Source organism: uncultured Eudoraea sp. (genome assembly GCF_947260015.1).
In the GTDB taxonomy this organism is placed as follows: domain Bacteria; phylum Bacteroidota; class Bacteroidia; order Flavobacteriales; family Flavobacteriaceae; genus Eudoraea.
Genome location: NZ_CAMYOM010000001.1, coordinates 1 through 22,421 on the forward strand (window position 1 = coordinate 1; position 22,421 = coordinate 22,421).

Genomic DNA, 22,421 nt, shown 5'->3' on the forward strand with positions numbered 1-22,421 from the left:
CTGAGTACCTCACAGCAAATTTTCCAGGAGCAATATGCCTTAAAAGAATCTTTCCCCTATATTTTTGCGGCTCTGGCAATTACTATTGGTGTTGCCACTCTGCTTAATGGTACGCTGGTATTGCGTTATGGGATGCTTAGGCTGGTAACTATTGCTATGGCAGCTTTCGTGCTAATCTCATTGCTCTATATTATATTGTTTACCAGTACCGGGAATCCCCCGTTTGGGATTCTGCTCACTTTTTTTGCATTACAGTTCTTCGCTCTTGGTTTTCTATTTGGCAACCTGCGCTCCCTTGCCATGGAACCAGTTGGGCATATTGCAGGCATAGGCGCAGCTATTACAGGCTTTATTGCCACCATAATGGGAGTTACTATTAGTGCCTTTATCGGTCAATTTGTTATAGACAGTGTTCTTCCAATGTTTATTGGATTTTTGGTATGCGGGTTGATCTCCTTTGGAGTATTGGCCTATTTCTTTCTGGGGAAGAGGGGCATTCAAAGTCCTTTTTAACTATCTAATGCCCTGATCCCCGGCAATTCCCCATTAAAAAATAAATAATTCTGTGGTATAATAATTAAATGAAAAACCCGCATCATAAAATTATGTGCGGGTTTATTTTGTATTAAAATTTATCTAATTCTCAATCAATCCCTGCCCTTCTATCCAGGGAGCTCCTGCGGCTTTTAGCTCAGATTCAAGAGCTGGCAATTGCGATTTTACAAACCCGTTGAGTTCTGCTTTTATATCGCTTAACATAAATTGTGCAACTTTGAATGCCGCTTTGTGATTAGCAGTAGGCCCATATGTGCTGGAAGAAAGGGCTCTGCGGCCTACAGAGTTCCCTGAATTAGGACTTGGTTCATTCCTCTCCCCTACTTCATTCTTAGCAGGATTTCCATTCATTTTTACATCCATTTCCTGAAGCATCGTTTTGGCTGAATGTAATTTTTGCACCAGCTCAGATGAAACAGATGTCGCTTTTTGTAAGGCGCGCTGCATTGCACCTACTTTTAAAGCACTTTCTTGCAATACTGTCTTTGTAGCCTTCAGGTCTTGCTGAAATTCCTGATATGAAACCCGGAATGCATCTATCTCTTCAAACGAAGCTCGTTTTAGAGCCCCTTCTGCCAAGGGTACTACTTTAAGGTTCTTTGTACTACCCAACTGAACTAATTGGCCATCAACCATTTTGGATAAGGTTACGGTATAGTCTCCCGGAGTAACCATAACACTGCGGTTATAATTATTGCCCATCGCCTTTGGCGGTGTAAGACTCACCCCGCTTCTATCGGCTATGTCTAAGGCCCAACTCACTCTGTTAAATCCTTTTTTGTTGGTCCCCTCTACTACTTTAACCACCTCTCCTTTGCTGTCTTTTACGGTAAGCAGCAAAACAGGTTTTTCCTGTAATTTTTCGTCTTCCAGAACATCCCATCCTGGAAACGGCACAGTGGTTTTACCCCTTTCTGCCAACTTTCGTGCAGACTTTAAAGAGTTGAGTGAATCTTTTAAGTAATAAGTAAAAATGGCTCCAAATTCAGGGTTTTTTGCAACGTACTGATTACTACCCTGTGCGTAACGGGCTTGCTTGGGTACATACCAATAAGCAGTTTTTACATCAAACAATGTTGCTTCTTCATTTTTTACACTCGCATTAAAATCCCGTAAGGGTGTAATATCATCGAGCACATAAAAACCTCTTCCAAAAGATGCCGCTACCAAATCATTTTCCCTTCTCTGAATGGTAATATCACGCATGGCAATGGTTGGTAAACCTCCTTTTAACTGGCTCCAGCTTCCACCCCCATTTGCCGTAAAGTACACACCATTTTCTGTTGCCGCGAAAAGCAGGTCTTTTTTAATATGATCCTGCACTAAACGCCAGATAAGCAAACGATTCGGCAGATTTCCGTTCATTAAACTCCAGGTCCGGCCTTTATCGGTACTTCTTAATAAGTAAGGTTTAAAATCTCCATATTTATGGTTGTCCAGAGCTGCATAAACGATATTTGCATCAAATAGGTCTGCTCGTACATCGTTTACAAATGGGGTTGCCGGGACCCCTTTTATTGTGCTTAATTCTATTTTACGCCAATTAGTGCCTCCGTCTTCAGAAACCTGTATAATACCATCATCTGTACCCGCATAAAGCAGGCCTTCCTGTTTTGGAGACTCAGCCAAAGAGGTAATAGTATTATAATTAGACATGGCTCTCACATCCCAGGCGTTGTCCCAGCTTTGTTGTCCGCCCATGATAGGCAATGCCAACCGCTCCTGGTTTCGTGTGAGATCCTTAGAAATAGCCTGCCATTCATCTCCCCTGTTTTCAGATTTCCAGACTCGTTGAGAAGCAAAATAGAGCCGGGAAGATTTATGCGGACTTACCAAAATAGGTGCATCCCAGTTAAAACGTTCGGCGGTTTCGCCTGCAGCTGGTTGAGGCTGAATAAAAACCGTCTCACCCGTGGTCTGATCTATACGCCATAGGACACCTTGTTGATATTCACCATAAGTAATGTCAGGATTCCCGGGTTCCGTAGCTGATTGGTGACCATCGGATCCAAGAGTAATCCACCAGTCCGAATTTAGAATTCCTGCTGCACTTCTGGTCCTGGAAGGACCACCATGAGACCCATTGTCCTGGGTGCCCCCATAGATATTGTAAAATGGCTCACTATCATCTACAGCCACCTTGTAATATTGCGTTACTGGAAGGTTAGAGATAAATTTCCATGTTTTGGTATGGTCAAAACTTTCATATAAACCTCCATCTGTACCAAAAAGTACATAATTAGGATCTGAAGCTTTAAACGCCATAGCGTGGCTATCTACGTGCTTCCCTTTTTCGTTCATATTTAAGAATGTTTTGCCATGATCGTCAGATATTTTCACATAGTTGTTCATCAGGTATAATCTACCTTCCTTATGCGGGGATGCATATAATTCCTGATAATAATGCGGGCCGGTACCTCCGGACACCGTATTGGATTTCTTGCTCCAGGACTTTCCGCCGTTTGTAGAAACAAAAACACCACCGGTAAGGCGTTCCAATTCAATGGCGGCATAGATCATGTTATGGTTAAAAGGGTTCATGGCCAGGCCAATCTTGCCCAATTTTACTTTTGGGATTCCTGTAATTAATTTTTCCCAGGTCTCTCCTCCATCTGTACTTTTATGAATTCCTGAACCCGGACCTCCACCCATATAGGCTGCTACAGTTCTGTGCCTGTCCCAGGTTGCGGCGTAGAGCACATCCGGATTAGTAGGGTCAATCAGAAGATCTGTGGCACCTGTCCACCCCTCATTTCCAAGGGTTTTATTCCATGTAGATCCTCCATCGGCAGATTTATATACCCCTCTTTCGCCACCTTTACTCCAAAGCGGACCTTGTGCAGCCACCCAGATAATATTTGAATCTTCCGGATGAATCAGGATTTTAGAAATGTGTTCTGATTTCTGAAGGCCCATATTTTTCCATGTCTTGCCATCGTCATGACTTACGTATATACCATCTCCAAAACCTACATGACGGCCTCCTACATTTTCACCTGATCCTACCCAAATGGTACTGGGAGTTGATGTATCAATAGTTACGCATCCAATGGAATAGGTGGTTTCCTTGTCAAAAATCGGTTTCCAGGTAGTTCCGGAATTGACCGTTTTCCAAACCCCGCCCGAGCCTATGGCGACATACCATACGTTCTCGTTTTTGGGATGAATTGCAATATCCGCTACCCGCCCTGAGGTGAAAGCCGGACCCAAACTTCGAAAATTTAAACCTTGATAAGGATCTTCTTTCGTTTCCTGAGCCTGGTTGTTAAATATTAATCCCAGGCTAAAAATAAATGCCAGCGCATAATATCTGCGAATCTTCATAATTGTATAATTTCTTGAAGCTCGAATTTAATGAAAAATTAAAGAAAAGTTGGTTTTTAAACAATGAAAATGCTTCGGTTGAAGATGGAAAAAAAGGAAGACAAATAACATGCCAGGAAGACCGCTATTTATAAGAAAATAACAAACCATCTGACTATTTACAGGGTCTTAAGTATTAATATACATTAGCACATACAGGACGTTAATAATAAGCACTTTATAATATTGTTAGTATTAAAATAAAAAGATGACTAATCTATTGTGCTAATATTTTAAAGGTTGCAATGTTTTTTTCATTTTCTTATAAGCTTTCATTTGGTTTGCGTCCAAAATAGTACTCATATATTCCGTTTCCTGCTTTGACAAAGTAGTAAGATTTACTTTCTTTTCTTGTGGAGTAGCAGTACTGTTTCTAATATCGTTTTCCTTGACGATTGTTTCAGCAATCTTTTCATAAACAGCTGTTGCCTCTTCAATCGTCATCCCCACCTCGGCCTGATAAGCCTGTACCAGTTTAGCAGCTTGCTTTTCTACGTCGTTTTTGGGTACAAATTGCGCATTGGTGACTTGAATAAACATCAGGGCAAGAATAATTGGAAAGCCTTTTATTAAATTTCTAAATACGTTTGTCATAATAGTGATTTTGTCTCCCAAGTTAAGAATTATAATCATCTGAATCCTAATGGGAAGTTAACTTAATTTTTATAATACAACTACCATTCCAAAATTATAAAAACGATTCTTATATTAGCAACTAAATTGCTATAAACATGCTCATCTGGGGTGCCTATATCTTTCTTATTATTATTTTTCTGGCACTTGATCTCGGGGTGCTCAATAAGAAAGATCATGTAATCCGTTCCAAGGAGGCTAGCATATGGACAGCTCTTTGGTTTACTGTGGCTATGAGTTTTAGCGGGGTAGTCTACTGGCTCTTCTCCAGCGGTATTATTGATAATCCAACTGGTTTAACTCCTGGGGATGCAGTCTTAAAATATATTACAGGATATTTAATTGAACTCTCATTAAGTATTGACAATGTCTTTGTAATTGCTGTTATTTTTTCAGCTTTTGCTATTCCTCCCATTTATCAACATAGAGTATTATTTTGGGGTATTCTTGGTGCAATTGTTTTTAGGGCCTTTATGATCCTCTTTGGAGTGGCGTTAATAAACAAGTTTGAATGGATAATTTATGTATTTGGCATTTTTCTTCTTTATACGGCTTTTAAGATGTTGCGTACAGGAAATTCAGATTTTAATCCTAAAGATTCTTTTGTTTTTAAACAAATAAAGAAAATCTATCCTATCACTACAGTTATTAACGGCCATAACTTTTTTCTAAGAAAGATGGGGTTAACTGTGGCGACTCCTTTGTTTGTGGCACTTGTTATAATCGAAATAACAGATGTTATGTTTGCCTTGGATAGTATTCCTGCCATTCTTGCAATAACGGCAGATCCTTTTATTGTCTTTAGTTCTAATATCATGGCAATATTAGGTTTACGGTCTATGTATTTTCTGGTTTCAAGGATGCTTGCTAATTTTAGGTTTATCCATTACAGCCTGGTAGTAATATTGGCTTTTGTTGGGTTCAAAATGATATTTTCTCATTATGTTACTATCCCTGAATGGATCTCCCTTACGGTAATCGTAGTGTCGCTGTTAAGTGGTGTCGTAGCTTCTTTATTAATTCCCCAGAAGGAAGAGGTCACTGAAGATAACTAAAATTGACTTTTAACAGTGTAATTTCGCCATGCCAATATATTCCAGCACTTTTAGTTCCAGAGATTTATAGTTTTCTAATTGTTCCCTAATACGCCCTTTTGCATTATCAATAACGAGTGAATGATCTTTCAACGCTTTTATAATCTCAAGGTTTGAATTTTTTAAATTGGCCAGACTTTGTTTTAGCGATTCCATTCTATCATAAAGGGTACGAGTTTTAGGCTCACAGACATACGATTTTAATTTTTCCTCCAATGATAGTAAACTTTGGTTGTTGCGCTCCAGTCGCAATAGGGCGTTAGTACTGCCTTTAGCAGTGGGAATAGTTGATGTGGGTTCAGTTGCAGTCATTATAATGTGATTTTGGGGGTACTCGTTTTATTAATTGGATCATAAAAGGTACGAAATTTTTTACAAAAATGAGAACCATGGAATCACAGGATGCGAACTTTAACTATTTTTTATAAGATTTAACTTTTTTATAAATGCTGCAAAATCTAAAGGGAGAAAAGACTTTCTCAATAATTTAAATTACAAAATTTGGTCTAATCCTGGATTAAGCCTGTGCAACCGGTAATGACATTTTTTCATGGAAAATCTTCAAAATGAAAAAAACTAGTGCGTTTCTTCCTCGAACTCCAGTTCTACTATTACCTTGTTCCATTCATCTGAAAAAGGGGAACGATAGAGTTCTTTTAGTAACCTGCGTCGCTGTCTTTCTGAGATATTTAATGTATCTATAATCTCCTGCCTCTTTTGAATAGTTGCAATCCGTTCAATCTTTAGTTTCATTCTCTCTTCAGGAGAAATCACAAGGTCTGAATCAAATCGCTCCAGGACTGTTCGCTTTTCAACCGTAAGTTCGTTCTTATCCATGTTTTTATTCTCCTTCTGACCATATCCTATAGTATGCAAAATGAATAAAAAAACCAAAAGGCCAAATTTTCTTAAAAACGATGTAGATATGATTTTCATTACTAGAGTTCTGTTTTACAAAGTACTGATTTTTAGCCAAATGCAATAGAATATATTTTTAGTTTATGAGCCGAAAATCGATTTAAATTAGCACTTTAGCGTTTTTATGATTTAATTACCTTTGATAAGGGTCTAAATTTATTTTATACTATGAAATTATATTCAAAATTCCTGATACTGTTTTTACTGGTAGCCAACGCCTTAAGTGCGCAGCAGCTAATAACTTCGGCACGTGTTGAATTTGTCTTTGTTTCTAAAGATGTTGATGGTACTATTGAAGGATTTCAGTCTTCATCCAAAGTTATTCCAGAAGAGCTAACGAGTTCTGTATTCGAAGGATCCGTTGCCGTTAACACCTTAAAAACGGGAAATTTTTTGCGTGACTGGCAACTAAAAAATAGTAAATATTTTGATGAAGAAACATATCCACAGATTACTTTTAAAAGTACGGAAGTTATCTCCAATGAGAATGGTATTGAGGTTATTGGAACCATAACTATAAAGGGGATATCTAAAACACTTACCTGGTATTTTCAGAAAGATGGAAATACACTTAGAGGAGCTGCTACCCTATTTAGTTCTGATTTTAATATTAATATAAAAAAGGGTCGCGAAGAGAATAAAGTGGAAATAAATCTAATCCTTGAAATTGGATGACTTATTTAATTTTAATAGATATTAAATCGTTATTAAAGCCAATAGATTTACTTCTTTGAACTAAATAGTAATTCATAAATCTTACCTACTCCCCAGTTTCCCAATGGAAAATATAGGGCAAAAAAAAGAGCCATCCCCAATGCGAAATTGCGAATACCAAAAATTTGATCGATAATATTATCTGGAAAGGCATAAGACGTTTTAAAGAAATAGCCTCCAAATTCTAAAAGCCCCATAGCTACAAGCCCGTAAGCATATTGCATATGAAAAGGGAGTTTTCGCAACAACAAAGAGATGGGTACCATATAGAGAATATAGCAGCTTATTACCTGCCACCAGTAAGTAAACCTGGCAATTTCGGCCTCATTGCCAAACCAGTTCATCAACATTCCCCACGCAAAATAAACTATGCAATAGGTAAGTATAAGCCTTCTATCTACCCTTAGTTTGTTAAGGGCCCAGGAATAAAACGATTTCATAGTTATTTTGAAGTTCGTTTTTTATCAATAATGGCCATTGCATCATTTACTGTCTGCATTTGGTCCATATCATCATTTTCAAGGGTAATGTCGAAAGCATCTTCAACATCAAGGACAATATCCACAAGGTTGGCAGAATTTATATTCAGTTCATTGATAAAATGACTGTCTGGTGATATATCATCTATAGTCACGTCCTCCGGTAAATAGGGTTTAATGATACCTTTCAATTTTTGATAATAATTTTCTTCTTTCATAGCGTTTTTTTCAATCCTTAAAGGTCTTAAAAATAACGCAAGCATTTACATCACCAAAGCCAAAACTAGCTTTTGCGATTGTTTTTGGTTTGTAATCTATTGTTTTTACAGGAATACGCGATTTATCTACTAGTTTTTCTATTTCGGGATGCAAGTCAACAATATTTACATTTCCAAAAATTTGTCCTTCTTTAAACTGCAACAATGCTGCTACACATTCCATACTTCCGGCAGCGGCAAGACCATGACCCATAATTCCTTTAAAAGAATTAATATATGGGAAATCGAGTCCTGATCGTTCCAGGGCCAAACTCCAGTTAAGCACTTCAACGGGGTCCTTTCCGGTAGCCGTTAAATGGCCGTTAATGGCCTCAATATCTTTGCTTCCTACTCCAGAGTTTTTCAAGGCCATTTTTATGCACCTCTGAACAGATATGCTATTAGGAGCAGTCATACTGCCACCTCCTCTTTGACCACCACTGTTAATAGCTCCCCCCAAAACTTCTGCATATATTTTTGCGCCTCTTTGTTTGGCACTTTGCAATGATTCTAAAACCAATGCCCCTGCCCCACTCCCGGGAACAAAACCAGAAGCTGAAGCACTCAAAGGTCTGCTAGCTGTAGCTGGCGAATCATTATGCTTTCTCGGGAGAATACGCATAGCATCAAATCCACCCCAGACATATGGTCCGCTGTCGCTGCAACTTCCAGTTAATATTCTTTTTGCTTTTCCTGCTAGTATTCGATCATAGGCCATAATTACGCCCTCTGTGCCTGTTGTGCATGCCGACGAATTAGTTGTGACCTGGTTGCCGGTACCCAGTATACCACCCAGATAGGCGCTTATGCCGCTTGCCATGGTTTGAATTACAGAGGTGCTTCCCAACCTTCGCGTATTTCCTGCATCTATGAAGTGAATTGACTCTCGAAATTTATCCACTCCTAAAATACCGGTCCCAAAAATAATTCCACTATCCCAATCAGGCTCATCTTCCTCTGCCTTGCTTAAGCCCGCATCAATCCAGGCATCTGTACCCGCGATCACTCCGTAAACCAGACCGCTTGCATTTAAACCCTTAAGTTGTAATGGGGTGAAGTATTTATTTATATATTCCGATGTAAGTTTAGGTTTACCAGCAACTTGACATCCAAAATTAAGTTCTTTTAACTCTTGTTGAAAACTTATCCCGCTACTACCCTCTTGAAGGGTTTTTGTAAAGTCAGCAAGTGTCACACCATTTGGGGCGCAAATGCCTAAACCGGTAACCACAACTCTATTCTTCATAAGTTGAATACTTTATCATTCCCGCCAATTCACCTTTGCACACCAACTCCTTAGCCGAATTGTGCATTTTTACCTTACACTTTAATTTATTGAATCTGAAGTAAAGCTTTTCTGAACTTACATATACTGTCTCTCCAGGGTATACCGGAAGATAAAATTCCATTTGAGAACTGCTGAAGGCCATCTCAAGATCATTCATGTTGGTTTCGGGAGTTTCCGAAAGCAAGAAAATACCCAGACAAACCAACCCGATTTGAGCACAACATTCGGTAAGTATAACTCCGGGAGTTACCGGATTTTGTTTAAAATGACCCTGGTAAAAATCAAGATCCTTCTGAAAACAAAAACTACCTGAAGCGCCCTCACTATTAACATGAGATAAACTGTCTACGAATAGAAACGGTTTGGTATATGGTAACTTTTCTATGATCTTGTTAACATCCATAATTTATCTTAAACTTTCACCTCCATCTACTTTAATCACAGTTCCATTAATCCATTTAGCCTCTTCTGTGCACAACAAATAAACCACATCTGCAACGTACTCAGGTCTGGTAAGCCGTGCATTCGGATTTCGAAATTTGGCTTGTTTTATCAAATTTTCACTCCCTGGAATCTGTCTTAGCGATTCGGTGTCCGTCACCCCGGCCTGTATACAATTGGTTTTTATACCAAGAGCCGCAAATTCGAGTGCCATATTTCTGGAAATAGATTCCAAAGCGGCTTTTGCAGCACCAACTGCAGCATAGTTTGAAATAGCTTTCGAAGATCCCTCACTGGTAAATGCTATAATCCGTGAATCCTCTGCAAAAAGGCCTGCTTTTAGTAATGACTGTGCCCAATCATACAGACTTAAGGCCATTGCGTTAATCGTGATTTGAAAATCCTGGTTGCTAAGTTCTTTTTCGTTTGAAGAATGCATTGGTTTTAGGTTACCCTTTGCAATACTGTGAACCAATATCCTGATCTTATGACCTTCAGGAAGAAAACCTTGTATTTTACTTATTAATTCATCTCGGTTTGCCTGTTGTATGGCATCTTGGTTATAGCTTTTAAACATCACACCGGCAGAGCTAATTTCTTTAAACGTGCTTTCTATACCTGGTATATCCACCTTACGATCCCGATGGACAACAAGTATATTATACCCACTCCTTGCAAGTTTTCTGGCGGTAGCAAGGCCCAGGCCCTTGCTACCGCCCAGAATTAACGCCCAATTATTTGTTTTAACTTCTTCCACCTCGATTGTTTTTTATAGCTACCACTCCAACAAAATGCGTTGTGCGGAAAATCCGGGCCCAAAGCTTAGGATCAATCCCTGCTCACCTTTTGCTATTTCTTTTGACAGAAATCGTTCCAGCACATAAAGTACCGTAGCACTACTCATATTTCCATAAAGCCTCAGCGTTTCGCGGGTGTCATCAATGTTTTTCCCTAATTGCCCGAATAATTCTTCAACAGTCTGAACTATTTTTTTTCCACCCGGATGAAAGATCAAATGATCAACATCCTTAATAGAAGTACCATTCTTTTCCAAAAACGGATGTACAATATCGGGAAAATGCTGCGCAATTGTCTCGGGAACAGCCAGATCCAGAATCATTTTAAGACCGGTATTGGTAAGATCAAAACCCATCAAATGTGTAGCGTTTCTAAAATGATACATTTCTTCAGCTACAATAGCGGGTCCGGCTGCATCTTCTTCGGATGACACTAAAACACAGGCTGCCCCATCACCAAATATGGCAGCACTAACCATATTTGCCATGGAAAAATCCGTAAGTTGAAATGTTGCCGTAGGGCATTCCACAGCTATAACTGCTGCTCGTTTCCCGGGGTTTGCCCTTAAAAAATTTGCCGCATATATAAGCCCTGAAACACCAGCTGCACAACCCATTTCAGTAACTGGTAACCTGATAATATCTTGTCTTAAATGAAGGTCATTTACAATAAAGGCATCTAAAGAAGGAATCATTATGCCTGTACAGCTTACTGTAATTATATAATCAAGAGAATCCGGATTCCAGCCGCTCTCAAGCAGTGCTTTTTGAAGTACAGATGTTCCCAATTTTTTTACCTCTCTTACATAAATGTCGTTTTTGGCTTCCAGGCTGGTGGCCGTAAATACATCTTCAATATCCATAATCCCATAGCGTTTATCTACGGCTGCACCCTCAAATATCTTTATGACTTTTCTTTTAAATCGTTCTTCCTGTCCGCTAAGCCATAGCTCAACAAAAGGCAAGATGTCTTTTGTTTCCCTGCAGTAAGGTGGCAATGCTTTTGCCACGGATGCTATTCGTACACTATTCATATGATCGGCTTAGTTGCGCGGTCTGCATCACCCATACATATCTGAATGCCCATTTCCAGTTAATTGTATGAGTTGTATTAGGTAAATTTTTTGAAAAAGATATTAAGTCTTGTTTCTTAAATCCACTTTTAATAGAGATGAGACCATCATGTTTCGCAATTTTTGTTTTTATAAAAATAGCACTAAACCCTTTAAAAAGATAATATGCGAGTACGCTTCTTTGTAAATCATTGATAATTACTCCAATTTTGGCCAATTTTGTAAATTGAGATAAGAATAGTGGAATTTGTTGATTGCTAAAATGGTGCATTGTGAGCGTACACAGCAGGATATCGCAGTTTAAATCTAATGGCTTCAAGGTTAAAATGTCTTGTTTTAAAAAAGTGATCTCAGGAAAATCAACTGACAATGCCCGTCCAATTGATAAAGCATTTTCGCTAAGATCCAAACCTATTAGCTCAACATCTACGGCAATTTTCCGAAAATAAATTGCCAGCTTTCTAAGCGCTTCTCCATCGCCACAGCCCATATCTACTATGGTATATTGCTTCTTGGGAAATTCTTTTATCAGCTCACTTACTTTACCCAGGGTTATTGAATTACCACCCAAAAAACGGTTACTCTTGTTAATATCATTAAAAACCAGCCTAAGGGTATCAATAGTAACATTGGGGTTGTCCATCAATTCTGATTCTGTATTTCGATATCTCAAATCCATTATAGTGCTATCGGTTTTCCATGTGTACTTTTAATAAGCGATCGGATAAACCCTGGTGATTTTGCAATAGCGCCCATAAGGAAGCTGGAAGCTACTGGGTTTAAAAGTATGGATTGCAAAATCCTTCCTGTTTGTAATCGTTGCTTAAAGGCTTTCTCCCATTCGTTTTTGTAATCTGATTCCATTTCACTTCGTCCATATTCTGCATTCTTAAAATAGTTATCAATCCTTTCGGATGCAATTTTAGCACTGTGAATGGCCATAGCCATTCCATTACCGCAAAGTGGATGAATTAAACCCGCAGTATCGCCACACATTAAAATATGATCCTCTACCAATTGTTTACGATCAAATGACACTTGTGCAATACTCATAGGCTCTGTAAAAAGTGGCTCTGCATTTTCAAGGAACTGTTTAAGGAATTTGTTCTTTGCTACTACCGTCGAATTAAAATTCTCAATATTTTTTTCAGCCTGAAAACTTTTATATGAGACCAGATAGCAAAAATTCACCGCCCCGGTTTCCGTTTTGGAGAGACCTCCATACCCACCTTCAAAATTATGCAGGGCTACGAGGTTATCAGGGAATTCAGGAAGTGCATAATGCGCCTTTACCCCTAACCATGGTGCATTTTTACCTATGAAGTTTCTATTCAATTGTTTATCCAGCCCGGATCTTTTACCGTAAGCCCCAATAACCAACTTAGCTGAATAACTATTTTCCTTTTCGGTACTTATATTAAAACTGCCTTTAAAAAATGTAACATTTTTGACAGTTTCAAAGTTGACGGAGACTCCAACGGACAAAGCTTTTTTGTAAAGGGCATGATCAAAAGCATACCTGCTTATTCCAAATCCCCCAAGTGGTAATTTTGTTTGAAGTATTTTTCCCTTTCTTGTTGATAATTGCAACGTATCTATGGAAACTGTTTTGGGTAGTACAATCCCTAAATCTTCCAGATAGGGCATTACTTCATTAGATACATATTCGCCACATACTTTGTGATGTGGATATGTGTAACGTTCGAGAAGCAGCACCCTATAGGACTTATTCCCCAAGTGAATTGCAGCTGTCAGTCCTGCTAATCCCCCACCTATTATAATAATATCATAGTGATCCACATTTGGAAGATAATGGTTTTTAAATGAAAAAACCCGACTGGTTAGTCGGGTTTAATCACAAAAATATTATTTAACGTATAATCAATTAATTAGCCTGAGCCTTTGCATCGTCTATCATTTCCTTATTGGCAGAAACACCTATTTCTACTCTTCTATTCCCGGCTTGCCCATCTTTAGTAGCGTTGTCAAATCTTGGTGCTGCCTCGCCAAAACCCTCAACAGTCATTCTGCTTGTGGCTACGCCCGCATCGGCTATATATTTGGAAACAGCGTCTGCCCGTCTCTTTGATAATTTCAAATTATAATCATCATTACCCACACTATCCGTGTATCCCTGTATCATCAAGTTAGTGTCCGGAAATTCCAGGAATATTTCAGCAACTTTATCCAGATTAGATTTGGCTTCTGCTGTTAGATCAGAACTGTCAAACGCAAAATTCACACCACTTTTATCGTCGAAAATTATGTGAATACCCTCTCCTACCCGCTTTACATCGGCACCAGGAATTTCAGTTTCAATCTTCTGGGCTTGCTTATCCATCTTATTTCCAATAAGACCACCGGCAACTCCACCAATGGCAGCGCCAATTAATGCTCCCCCTATATTACCTGCTATCAGGCCACCAATAAGAGCACCACCACCACCACCAATTGCAGCGCCTCTTTGTGTTTTATTAGAATTCTTTATCGCATTGCAACCACTGTTTAAAGAAAGAAACATCATGGCTACTAATAGGAAACTCGTAAATTTTCTTGTCATCTCAATACTATTTATTATGGTTATGTTTTAAAGTGTTACATCCTTGGAGACTTTGTCTAAAGTCAGTTCTACATCAAAAGGTTTACCCTTATAATCTACCTCTACCATAAAGACCGTCTTAGTTTCTGTCAAGCTTTTTATGATCATACGATAACCGCTTTTATCTCCGCTAAGCGGTTTGTTTTTCGCATCCACTAATTTAAATTGAAGTTCTGTACTCCCATCACCCGGCTCATAGAATGACCATAGAATTCTGTGGGTACCTTCCTGGCACCTATCAGTTCCATTGATGGAGAACCTCCCGGTTCCGTTATTTGGGATAAACATCCACTCTCCGCCTTTAAAGCAAGGAGAATCTGCAATACCAAATAAATCTGCTTTATAGAGCCCTTCTTCCCCAATAAAACGAATATCGGTTAGGGACCAGGTACCCTTCAATGTTTTTTTCTTCATTGCAGCTGACTGAGAAGTGGCTGTAGTCGTTGCCGAGCAAGAGACTATTAGCATAGCCAGGACTAAATAAATTGTATTTTTCATATAATTAATTTTTTAAGTTTTTTCGAATTTGCTAAGGTATAAAATACGTTTACTTTTCTATCATAAATGATGATAATTATCTTAATATTCCAGTAGCTCAATTAATGTTGTCAAAAACCTTTCCTTTGGCAAATAATTATTTTCCAAAGATTTCGCAAATGGTACGGGAGTTTCTAAACTCGCAACCCTTTTTACCGGGGCATCTAAAAATTCAAAACATTCTTCCATTACAAGGGCAGATATATCACTACCAATGCCCCCAAATAAACTGTCCTCCTGAAGAATAATCAATTTGCCGGTTTTTTTAACGGATTCAAATACAGAGGATGTATCAAGGGGTTGAAGGGTGCGCAAATCCAATAAATCTGCTTTAATTTCCGGGTTTTGTTCTAAGCATTCTAATGCCCAGTGAACGCCCGCCCCAAAGGTGACAATAGATACATCTTTCCCTTCTTTTAACAAGGCAGCTTCTCCAAAAGGCAAGGTATAATAAGCTGAAGGAACCTCCTGATAAATGCTTCGATATAGCGCTTTATGTTCAAAAAACATGACCGGATTCGGGTCATTAATAGCAGTAGCCAAAAGTCCTTTTGCATCATAGGGAAACGCCGGATAAACCACTTTAAGACCTGGCGTCTTTGTAAACCATGCTTCATTGGTTTGAGAATGAAAAGGTCCTGCTCCCACCCCTCCGCCACATGGCATACGAATTACAACGTCTGCATTCTCATTCCAACGATAGTGGGCCTTAGCAAGATAGTTTACTATGGGATTAAAACCCGAACTCACAAAATCGGCAAATTGCATTTCCATAACACACTTCATGCCGTTAATCGATAGCCCCATAGCTGCAGATACAATCGCAGATTCGCAGATTGGGGTATTTCTCACCCGATCTGTGCCAAAAGCTTCAACAAAACCCTCTGTTATTTTAAAAACACCACCATAATCAGCAATATCCTGACCCAGTATCACCAAATTTTCATGTTTTTCCATAGACTGTTTCAAACCTTCGGAAATAGCATCAACAAGACGAATGTTATTCTGTTCATTATTAGGTGTAATTTCCTGATATTTAAATTCTTTATAAACATCATTTAACTCTTTACTTTCATTTAATTTAACCTGTTCTTCTGCAAAAGCCAGCTTTAGATTATCATCTATTTCATGTATAAACTCCTTTTTGAATTCAACTTCCAACTCCTCAGATAGAATCCCCCGAGCGTGCAGATACTCCACATAATTTTCTATAGGATCCATGGCTGCCCACTTCTCCAAAAGTTTCTTTGGAACATATTTAGTGCCACTGGCCTCTTCATGTCCCCGCATTCTAAATGTTTTGAACTCCAATAAAACAGGCCTTGGTTCTTTCCGGATGCTTTCACATAGCTCATTAACCTTGCTATAAACTTCAAGAACATTATTCCCGTTTATAATATGGGCTTCCATTCCATAGCCCTTGCCCTTATCGGCTATATGTTCACACTTAAATTGCTCAGAAATTGGTGTTGAAAGTCCGTAACCATTGTTTTCAACACAAAATAGTACCGGCAAATCCCAAACAGCAGCGACATTAAGAGCCTCGTGGAAGTCTCCTTCACTGGTAGCTCCTTCTCCTGTAAAAACCGCAGTTACTCTTTTTCTCTTTTTTAGTAGATCAGCCAATGCAATTCCGTCAGCTACTCCTAATTGAGGCCCCAGATGAGAAATCATTCCAACAATTTTATACTCCTGTGTACCAAAGTGAAAACTTCGATCACGACCATTGGTAAATCCACTGGATTTACCCTGCCATTGTGCAAATAATCGGAATAACGGTATCCCTCGTGTGGTAAAAACACCAAGATTTCTGTGCATTGGAAGAATATATTCATCTTCATTTAGAGCACTGGCAACACCTATCGAAATAGCCTCCTGACCTATACCGCTGAACCATTTAGAAATCTTTCCCTGCCTTAAGAGAATTAGCATTTTTTCTTCGATCATCCTTGGCTTCAGCATAGCCCGGTAGAGCTCCAGCAGCTTTTCTTTGCTAATCCCCTTGCTTAAATATTGCATATTTCAACGAATAGATTGTGAGCGTATTTTGGGTATAAATGTAACAAAATTGCCCTCAATAAAACAGTATAAATGAGACGCATATTTGCATATATTATTTATTAACTTTGGAAGTATTAAAAAACCATAACAATGAGCAGTATTCCCAGTGTTGACCTAAGAGATTATACAAGTGGTGATCCGCAGCAAAAAGAAAAATTCATAAAAGAAATAGGCAATGCTTTTGAAAACATTGGCTTTGTGGCGCTGAGTGGTCATTTTCTTTCTGATGAACTGGTCAAAGATTTAATTGGCGGACAAAGAGGCTATACCTCATTTGGGAAAGAACATGCTAAGGGAAGAAAAGAAGGAGACTTGAAAGAGTTTTGGCATTTTGGCCAGTTTGTTGAAGATGACCCAGCATTGGAAGCTGAATACCCTGAAAATGTGGTCGTCAAAGAGCTGCCAGAGTTCAATGAAGTTGGTAAAGAAACTTATAAGATGTTGGAGAAAACTGCCAGGTATGTTCTTAGAGCATTGGCTCTTCATCTGGATCTGTCTGAAACTTACTTTGATGAATATATTAAGAATGGTAATTCTATTTTAAGACCAATACATTATCCGCCGATTTTGAATGAGCCTAAAAATGCTGTAAGAGCAGCTGCTCATGGAGATATTAATCTTATAACACTATTAATGGGTGCTCATGGCAGAGGCCTTCAAGTTCAAAATCATAAGGGAGAATGGGTGGATGCCATAGCCAGTCCGGATCAATTAATGATAAATGTAGGTGACATGCTTTCGCGTTTATCCAATGATAAATTAAAATCGACGGTTCACAGGGTTATCAACCCACCTCGTGAATTATGGGGTACTTCCAGATATTCAATTCCTTTTTTTATGCACCCTATCAGTGGCATGCCACTTAATTGCCTCGAAAATTGTATTAATGACGAACATCCCAGGCAATTTGAAGATATCACAGCAGGGGAGTTTCTGAATGAGCGTCTAATTGAACTCGGATTGATTAAAAAGTGATTTATAACTTTAAATAAAAAAAATTAATAAATTTTATTTCAATTACTTATCATTTATTTGATTTTGAAATAATTACTGTTTTACAAAAAAATACTTATTCTTAAAATGGATTTAAAAGATCAATTAAAGAACTTATTTCCAGAGCACATCTCTTCAGAAGTAGAAAAAATTAATGCAAAGAAACCCGAAGTATGGCTTCAGAAAGATCCCATAATTTGTAAATACGAAAAAAGAAAAGGAAAACCAATTACAATCCTGGAGGGATATAATGGTGCTGAGAAAGATTTTAAGAAATTGGCTCAGGATTTAAAAAAGAAATTAAGTGTTGGTGGCACTTTTAAAAACAACTCTATTATAATTCAGGGAGATTACAGAGACAAAATAATGATTTTACTACAGGAAATGGGATTTAAGACAAAACGTGTTGGGGGTTGACAAAATGGGGCACTTGACGCCTGTGAGATACGTCAAAAATATTTTTAACAAAATTTATTAAGGTTTTTCTGTTAATTTGTTTTTGTTTTTTTCGATTAAATGTTACTTTTAAACGTTATAAACTAAAGAACCTATTCAAAATGAGTTCCCAATTGCATATCACCAACGGGGATAGTTTCACCCAAAAGTTGAAATCACTAAAACTTAAGGGCGAAATAATCACCTGGCGCGAAATGCTGTGTGAGGGGAAAACAGAAACCAATGTGGGTAGTGAGTCCTTTTGGAAAACTCGGTTCGATTTTCTTCATAAAAATTATAAGGTTAGTAAATCCTGGTTTGTTGAAAAAACATTAAAAGAATATCGTTCTCTCTGTAATCATAAGCAGCAAGATCAGATTATACTTTGGTTTGAATACGACCTTTTTTGCCAGATAAATATGCTGGCAGTCTTAAGTTGGCTTAAGAAACATCGCCGATATGCCGAAGTTTATATGGTGTGCAGTGGGGATGAAGATGAAACAAATCGCTTATACAGACTTAATGATTTAAGTGATGAACAACTTCTGAATTCTTATGAGAATAAATTAAAACTTTCTCAGAACGATATTGAATATGCAGACTATGTCTGGCAATTGTATTGCAGTGATAATCCTATCCGATTAGAAAATCTAATCGATTTTGAAAATTATCAATTTGATTACCTCTCAGATGCCATCAAAGTTCACCTGAGGAGATTTCCGAGTATAAAAAATGGATTAAACGAACTGGAGAATCGGGTGTTGGAATTTTCAGTTCAACAAAAACCAAAATCTAAAAAGGAATTATTAAGTTCCCTTCTCCAAAATCAAGGTTTTTATGGTTTTGGCGATACGCAGTATGAGCGTGTAATTACAAATTTAAGGCCTCTGTTTTCTTCTTTTAATCCAGTACGCCTATCACGGAAAGGGAAAGAAATTTTAGAAGGAAAAACCAATTATTATTCCCAAATACGGGACAACGAAGATTATCTTGGAGGTGCTTTAAAATATAACTTCTTATACAATACAGAGTCCGACAGAATTTTAAAACTGTAGTATGCAGCTGAGTGCATCCGAACTCATTCTTAATGCTGACAATAGTATATACCACCTCAATTTACTGCCCGAAGACCTGGCAAAGACTGTTATAGTTGTTGGCGACCAAAACAGGGTTCCATTAGTTTCCAAATATTTTGACACCATTGATTTAAAGAAGGGTAAAAGGGAATTTATCACTCATACAGGTACGCTTAACGGAACCAGGATTTCAGTTGTGTCAACCGGCATAGGAACAGACAATATTGATATTGTCATGAATGAGCTGGATGCCTTGGTAAATATTGATTTCGAGACAAGAACTATAAAAGAAGACAAAATTAGTCTGGACATTGTCAGAATTGGCACTTCAGGCGGAATTCAACCGAATATTGAAACAGATTCCTTTTTATTAAGTGAATATGCCATTGGTTTTGACAATGTGCTTCATTTCTATGAGAGTGAACATATTCAACACCCTGAAATGCAACTTGCTTTTATAGATCATGCAGTTTGGTCTGTTTTTAAATCTATTCCCTATGTTGTGGAGTCAGATTTACAATTAACAGAAAAACTACGCTCAGACAGCGTTATTTTAGGCTTCACAGGCACAAACGTTGGTTTCTATGGACCCCAGGGACGAAGGCTGCGCCTATTATTGGAGGATAATGATCTAAATTCCAAATTAAGTTCTTTTGAATACAATGGAATGAGGATTACCAATCTGGAAATGGAAACATCTGCAATTTATGGACTTGCAAAATTAATGGGGCACAGAGCAGCATCATTGAACTGTATACTAGCAAACAGAAGTACAGGCCAATTTTCCAAAGATCCGGTTAAAACTATTGATTCCCTTATTAAGTACACGCTTGAAAAACTTACGGCCTATTGAAAACAGTAAAGATTGTAGGCGTCCCGGAGCACTTTAATTTTCCCTGGCTAATGGCTATAGAAGAAGGTGCGTTTAAAACAAGAGGAATTGATCTGGTATGGACAGATATTCCGGAAGGTACAGGAAAAATGAATGTGTTGTTAGAGAATGGACAAGCAGAATTAGCCATTATTCTTACAGAAGGAGTTGTGAAAAGCATTACTGAAGGTAATCCTTTAAAAATAGTACAGGAATATATTGCAACACCACTTCATTGGGGAATACATGTGGCGGCTAACAGCAAATACCAGACTATAACAGATTTGGAAAATACAACTGCGGCCATCTCCAGATTTGGAAGTGGCAGCCACTTAATGTCCTTTGTAAATGCCCAAAATCAGGGTTGGGAAACATCTTCTCTTAATTTTGAAATAATTCACACTCTGGATGGGGCAATAGAAGCTCTGAAATCGGGAACAGCAGATTATTTTATGTGGGAACATTTTACAACAAAACCCATTGTTGATGCAGGGACTTTTAGAAGATTAGAAGACTGCCCTACTCCATGGCCATGTTTTGTTATCGCTGCAACTGAGTCATTTCTAGAAGAGCATAAGGAGATTCTACGCCATATTTTAGAAGTTATTAATCTTTACACCTCAGAATTTAAACTTATTCCAAGTATTGACAGGACATTATCCAATAAATATGGGCAACGGTTAGAAGATGTGCGGGAATGGTTAAGAATGACTGAATGGAGTCAGTCACAGCTAAGTGCGGAAACAATTGAGAATGTGCAGGATTATCTGTTTAAATTAGAATTGATAAGTCACAAACTTGAAGTTGATAAACTTATCACCAGTTTATAGGCTCTTTGCCTATCTTCTTTAACAATTCATTTGTTTTACTGAAATGCTTGTTGCCAAACCACAGGCCTCTGTTCGCACTTAAAGGAGAGGGATGTCCAGAGGTAAGAATATGGTGTTTTGAAGTATCTATCAACGAGATCTTCTTTTTAGCAAATCCTCCCCATAACAAAAATACTAGTCCTTCCTTTTCGGCCGAAAGCTTACGGATAACGGCATCAGTGAAAACTTCCCATCCCTTATTCTGATGACTCCCGGCGCTATGCGCTCTAACAGTAAGTGTAGCATTCAATAACAAAACGCCCTGGTCTGCCCAGTGTTCGAGGTTACCACTTTTTGGGTATGGTTTGCTTACATCCGTTTCTAATTCCTTATATATATTTATTAATGATGGTGGATGACGGATTCCATCTTTTACTGAAAAACAAAGACCATTGGCCTGATTGGGCCCGTGATAAGGATCCTGACCAATGATAACCACCTTAGTCTCCTCAAAATTTGAATGGTTAAATGCCGCAAATATTTTATTCCCCTTTGGATAACAGGTAGTTGAGGTATATTCATCTCTAACAAACCGCGTCAGTGAATCAAAATAAGGTTGTTGAAATTCAGAATGCAGCTGACTCTGCCAGCTTGGATGAATGGAAACGTTCATTTAATAGGGCTTATTACCAGCTATAAAATTAAACCAATAATAACCACTTTACCAAATCATAAATAACATTCCAATCGGTCTGGAAAACTATTTGGAAGAGAAGGGTTCTGATTGTTGGAGGATGATTAACTCATTTTGTTGCTGCCGGTACTTTAAAGCTTCTATATACTCCGCTATTTTTTTTGTCTGGTAATGAGAATAAGCTCTGGTTGCCCAGTCCATCGCCAATACCAAATTATTGTTACGCTCATTTAAAATCGCCAGGTTATAGCAAGCTTTGCTACTTATTTTTGGGTCATTATTTTCCGTTTCCTTTTTCCAAAGGTCGGCTGCGGCGTTCCAATCACCAGATAAAGTATAAATTTCTGCCTGTTCAAAACCGGGTGTTCCGCGAACATAATAATCTCTGGTAATACTGTGCTCATAGGGTTGCAATCTGGCACCGTAGGAACTTCCTGTCTGTTTACTCTGCTTTACTATACTTTCCGTTCTGTCTTCTATTGCCTGCAGGGCCTCATAAGGATCAAGCCCCTTTGCAGTTGAAACAATCTGATTGTTGAAAGTAAATTCATCAATAAGAAGTTTACTTGAGGGGTCATAAATCCGCCATCCATTTTCAATCAAGGTTTCAAGCGTAATCTGATGTGCAGCAACTTTTTCTTTTACACGCAACAAATTTAGTTGCTCCATCGTGGTTTTTTTTAAAGATACTCTGGTATCTGAATCATAATAAGCCATTGAAAAAATGGCATCAA

General features: G+C 38.3%; 24 protein-coding genes and 1 pseudogene. 8 read left to right on the forward strand and 17 right to left on the reverse strand.

From position 1 onward, the window contains the following. Positions 1-513: pseudogene (locus Q0X66_RS00005) on the forward strand (Bcr/CflA family drug resistance efflux transporter); the annotation flags it as partial. A gap of 123 nt (positions 514-636) precedes the next feature. On the opposite strand, the gene Q0X66_RS00010 reads toward Q0X66_RS00005, so the two are convergent. Next, a complete protein-coding gene (locus tag Q0X66_RS00010) occupies positions 637-3,879 on the reverse strand; it encodes a glycosyl hydrolase (RefSeq protein ID WP_297702418.1) in 3,243 nt (1,080 codons plus the stop codon). Between the two features lie 264 nt (positions 3,880-4,143). Continuing rightward, positions 4,144-4,512: a hypothetical protein gene (locus Q0X66_RS00015; protein WP_297702419.1), complete on the reverse strand. Its 369-nt coding sequence runs from the start codon at positions 4,510-4,512 to the stop codon at positions 4,144-4,146. A 137-nt stretch (positions 4,513-4,649) separates the two neighbouring features. Here Q0X66_RS00015 and Q0X66_RS00020 point away from each other — a divergent pair, with 137 nt between their 5' ends. After that, positions 4,650-5,606 carry a TerC family protein gene (locus Q0X66_RS00020; RefSeq protein WP_297702420.1) on the forward strand — a complete coding sequence of 319 codons (957 nt, stop codon included), beginning with the start codon at positions 4,650-4,652 and terminating at the stop codon, positions 5,604-5,606. 9 nt (positions 5,607-5,615) lie between these two features. Here Q0X66_RS00020 and Q0X66_RS00025 read toward each other — a convergent pair whose 3' ends face one another. Both Q0X66_RS00025 and Q0X66_RS00030 read right to left on the reverse strand, forming a co-directional pair. Beyond that, a complete protein-coding gene (locus tag Q0X66_RS00025) occupies positions 5,616-5,957 on the reverse strand; it encodes a hypothetical protein (RefSeq protein ID WP_297702421.1) in 342 nt (113 codons plus the stop codon). Positions 5,958-6,221: 264 nt separating this feature from the next. Next, positions 6,222-6,581 carry a hypothetical protein gene (locus tag Q0X66_RS00030; RefSeq protein WP_297702422.1) on the reverse strand — a complete coding sequence of 120 codons (360 nt, stop codon included), beginning with the start codon at positions 6,579-6,581 and terminating at the stop codon, positions 6,222-6,224. A gap of 150 nt (positions 6,582-6,731) precedes the next feature. Between Q0X66_RS00030 and Q0X66_RS00035 the strand changes: the two genes are divergently transcribed. After that, the gene (locus tag Q0X66_RS00035) at positions 6,732-7,238 is read left to right on the forward strand and encodes a YceI family protein (protein WP_297702423.1); all 507 of its coding nucleotides are present in this window, start codon (positions 6,732-6,734) and stop codon (positions 7,236-7,238) included. A gap of 47 nt (positions 7,239-7,285) precedes the next feature. Here the strand turns inward: Q0X66_RS00035 and Q0X66_RS00040 are convergent, their stop codons facing one another. The 11 genes from Q0X66_RS00040 to Q0X66_RS00090 form a co-directional block, all read right to left on the reverse strand. After that, entirely contained in the window at positions 7,286-7,717 is a 432-nt protein-coding gene (locus tag Q0X66_RS00040) for a hypothetical protein (RefSeq protein ID WP_297702424.1), read from the reverse strand. Positions 7,718-7,719: 2 nt separating this feature from the next. Beyond that, a complete protein-coding gene (locus Q0X66_RS00045; RefSeq protein ID WP_297702425.1) occupies positions 7,720-7,974 on the reverse strand; it encodes an acyl carrier protein in 255 nt (84 codons plus the stop codon). Positions 7,975-7,984: 10 nt separating this feature from the next. Then, the gene (locus Q0X66_RS00050; protein WP_297702426.1) at positions 7,985-9,259 is read right to left on the reverse strand and encodes a beta-ketoacyl synthase; all 1,275 of its coding nucleotides are present in this window, start codon (positions 9,257-9,259) and stop codon (positions 7,985-7,987) included. Then, positions 9,249-9,704 (reverse strand): hydroxymyristoyl-ACP dehydratase, encoded by a 456-nt coding sequence (locus tag Q0X66_RS00055; protein ID WP_297702427.1) that lies wholly within the window; start codon positions 9,702-9,704, stop codon positions 9,249-9,251. The genes Q0X66_RS00050 and Q0X66_RS00055 overlap by 11 nt, the downstream gene beginning before the upstream one ends. 3 nt (positions 9,705-9,707) lie before the next feature. Then, complete coding sequence (locus Q0X66_RS00060; RefSeq protein ID WP_297702428.1) at positions 9,708-10,499, reverse strand: SDR family oxidoreductase; 792 nt, start codon at positions 10,497-10,499, stop codon at positions 9,708-9,710. Positions 10,500-10,517: 18 nt separating this feature from the next. Continuing rightward, a complete protein-coding gene (locus tag Q0X66_RS00065; RefSeq protein WP_297702429.1) occupies positions 10,518-11,573 on the reverse strand; it encodes a type III polyketide synthase in 1,056 nt (351 codons plus the stop codon). Next, complete coding sequence (locus tag Q0X66_RS00070; protein ID WP_297702430.1) at positions 11,566-12,291, reverse strand: methyltransferase domain-containing protein; 726 nt, start codon at positions 12,289-12,291, stop codon at positions 11,566-11,568. Before Q0X66_RS00070 ends, Q0X66_RS00065 begins: the two co-directional genes overlap by 8 nt. Then, positions 12,291-13,412 (reverse strand): FAD-dependent oxidoreductase, encoded by a 1,122-nt coding sequence (locus Q0X66_RS00075; RefSeq protein ID WP_297702431.1) that lies wholly within the window; start codon positions 13,410-13,412, stop codon positions 12,291-12,293. The genes Q0X66_RS00070 and Q0X66_RS00075 overlap by 1 nt, the downstream gene beginning before the upstream one ends. Positions 13,413-13,497: 85 nt before the next feature. Further along, complete coding sequence (locus tag Q0X66_RS00080) at positions 13,498-14,172, reverse strand: OmpA family protein (RefSeq protein WP_297702432.1); 675 nt, start codon at positions 14,170-14,172, stop codon at positions 13,498-13,500. A gap of 27 nt (positions 14,173-14,199) precedes the next feature. Beyond that, positions 14,200-14,709, reverse strand: coding sequence for a lipocalin family protein (locus Q0X66_RS00085; protein ID WP_297702433.1), 510 nt, complete (start codon positions 14,707-14,709; stop codon positions 14,200-14,202). An 81-nt stretch (positions 14,710-14,790) separates the two neighbouring features. After that, the gene (locus Q0X66_RS00090) at positions 14,791-16,767 is read right to left on the reverse strand and encodes a dehydrogenase E1 component subunit alpha/beta (RefSeq protein ID WP_297702434.1); all 1,977 of its coding nucleotides are present in this window, start codon (positions 16,765-16,767) and stop codon (positions 14,791-14,793) included. Between the two features lie 132 nt (positions 16,768-16,899). Between Q0X66_RS00090 and Q0X66_RS00095 the strand changes: the two genes are divergently transcribed. The 5 genes from Q0X66_RS00095 to Q0X66_RS00115 all read left to right on the forward strand — a co-directional run bounded on the left by Q0X66_RS00095 (position 16,900) and on the right by Q0X66_RS00115 (position 21,014). Then, on the forward strand, positions 16,900-17,784 hold the full coding sequence (locus Q0X66_RS00095; RefSeq protein ID WP_297702435.1) for a 2OG-Fe(II) oxygenase family protein: 885 nt from the start codon (positions 16,900-16,902) through the stop codon (positions 17,782-17,784). Between the two features lie 105 nt (positions 17,785-17,889). After that, positions 17,890-18,219 carry a translation initiation factor gene (locus Q0X66_RS00100; RefSeq protein ID WP_297702436.1) on the forward strand — a complete coding sequence of 110 codons (330 nt, stop codon included), beginning with the start codon at positions 17,890-17,892 and terminating at the stop codon, positions 18,217-18,219. Positions 18,220-18,359: 140 nt separating this feature from the next. After that, on the forward strand, positions 18,360-19,292 hold the full coding sequence (locus tag Q0X66_RS00105; protein WP_297702437.1) for a DUF1835 domain-containing protein: 933 nt from the start codon (positions 18,360-18,362) through the stop codon (positions 19,290-19,292). A 1-nt stretch (position 19,293) separates the two neighbouring features. Continuing rightward, positions 19,294-20,166, forward strand: coding sequence for a nucleoside phosphorylase (locus tag Q0X66_RS00110; protein WP_297702438.1), 873 nt, complete (start codon positions 19,294-19,296; stop codon positions 20,164-20,166). After that, on the forward strand, positions 20,163-21,014 hold the full coding sequence (locus Q0X66_RS00115) for a substrate-binding domain-containing protein (RefSeq protein WP_297702439.1): 852 nt from the start codon (positions 20,163-20,165) through the stop codon (positions 21,012-21,014). Before Q0X66_RS00110 ends, Q0X66_RS00115 begins: the two co-directional genes overlap by 4 nt. Here the strand turns inward: Q0X66_RS00115 and Q0X66_RS00120 are convergent. Both Q0X66_RS00120 and Q0X66_RS00125 read right to left on the reverse strand, forming a co-directional pair. Next, on the reverse strand, positions 21,001-21,666 hold the full coding sequence (locus tag Q0X66_RS00120) for a uracil-DNA glycosylase (RefSeq protein WP_297702440.1): 666 nt from the start codon (positions 21,664-21,666) through the stop codon (positions 21,001-21,003). The two genes, Q0X66_RS00115 and Q0X66_RS00120, sit on opposite strands and share 14 nt — an antisense overlap. Positions 21,667-21,753: 87 nt before the next feature. Then, on the reverse strand, positions 21,754-22,421 hold a 668-nt coding region (locus Q0X66_RS00125), incomplete at its 5' end, for a DUF6340 family protein (protein ID WP_297702441.1).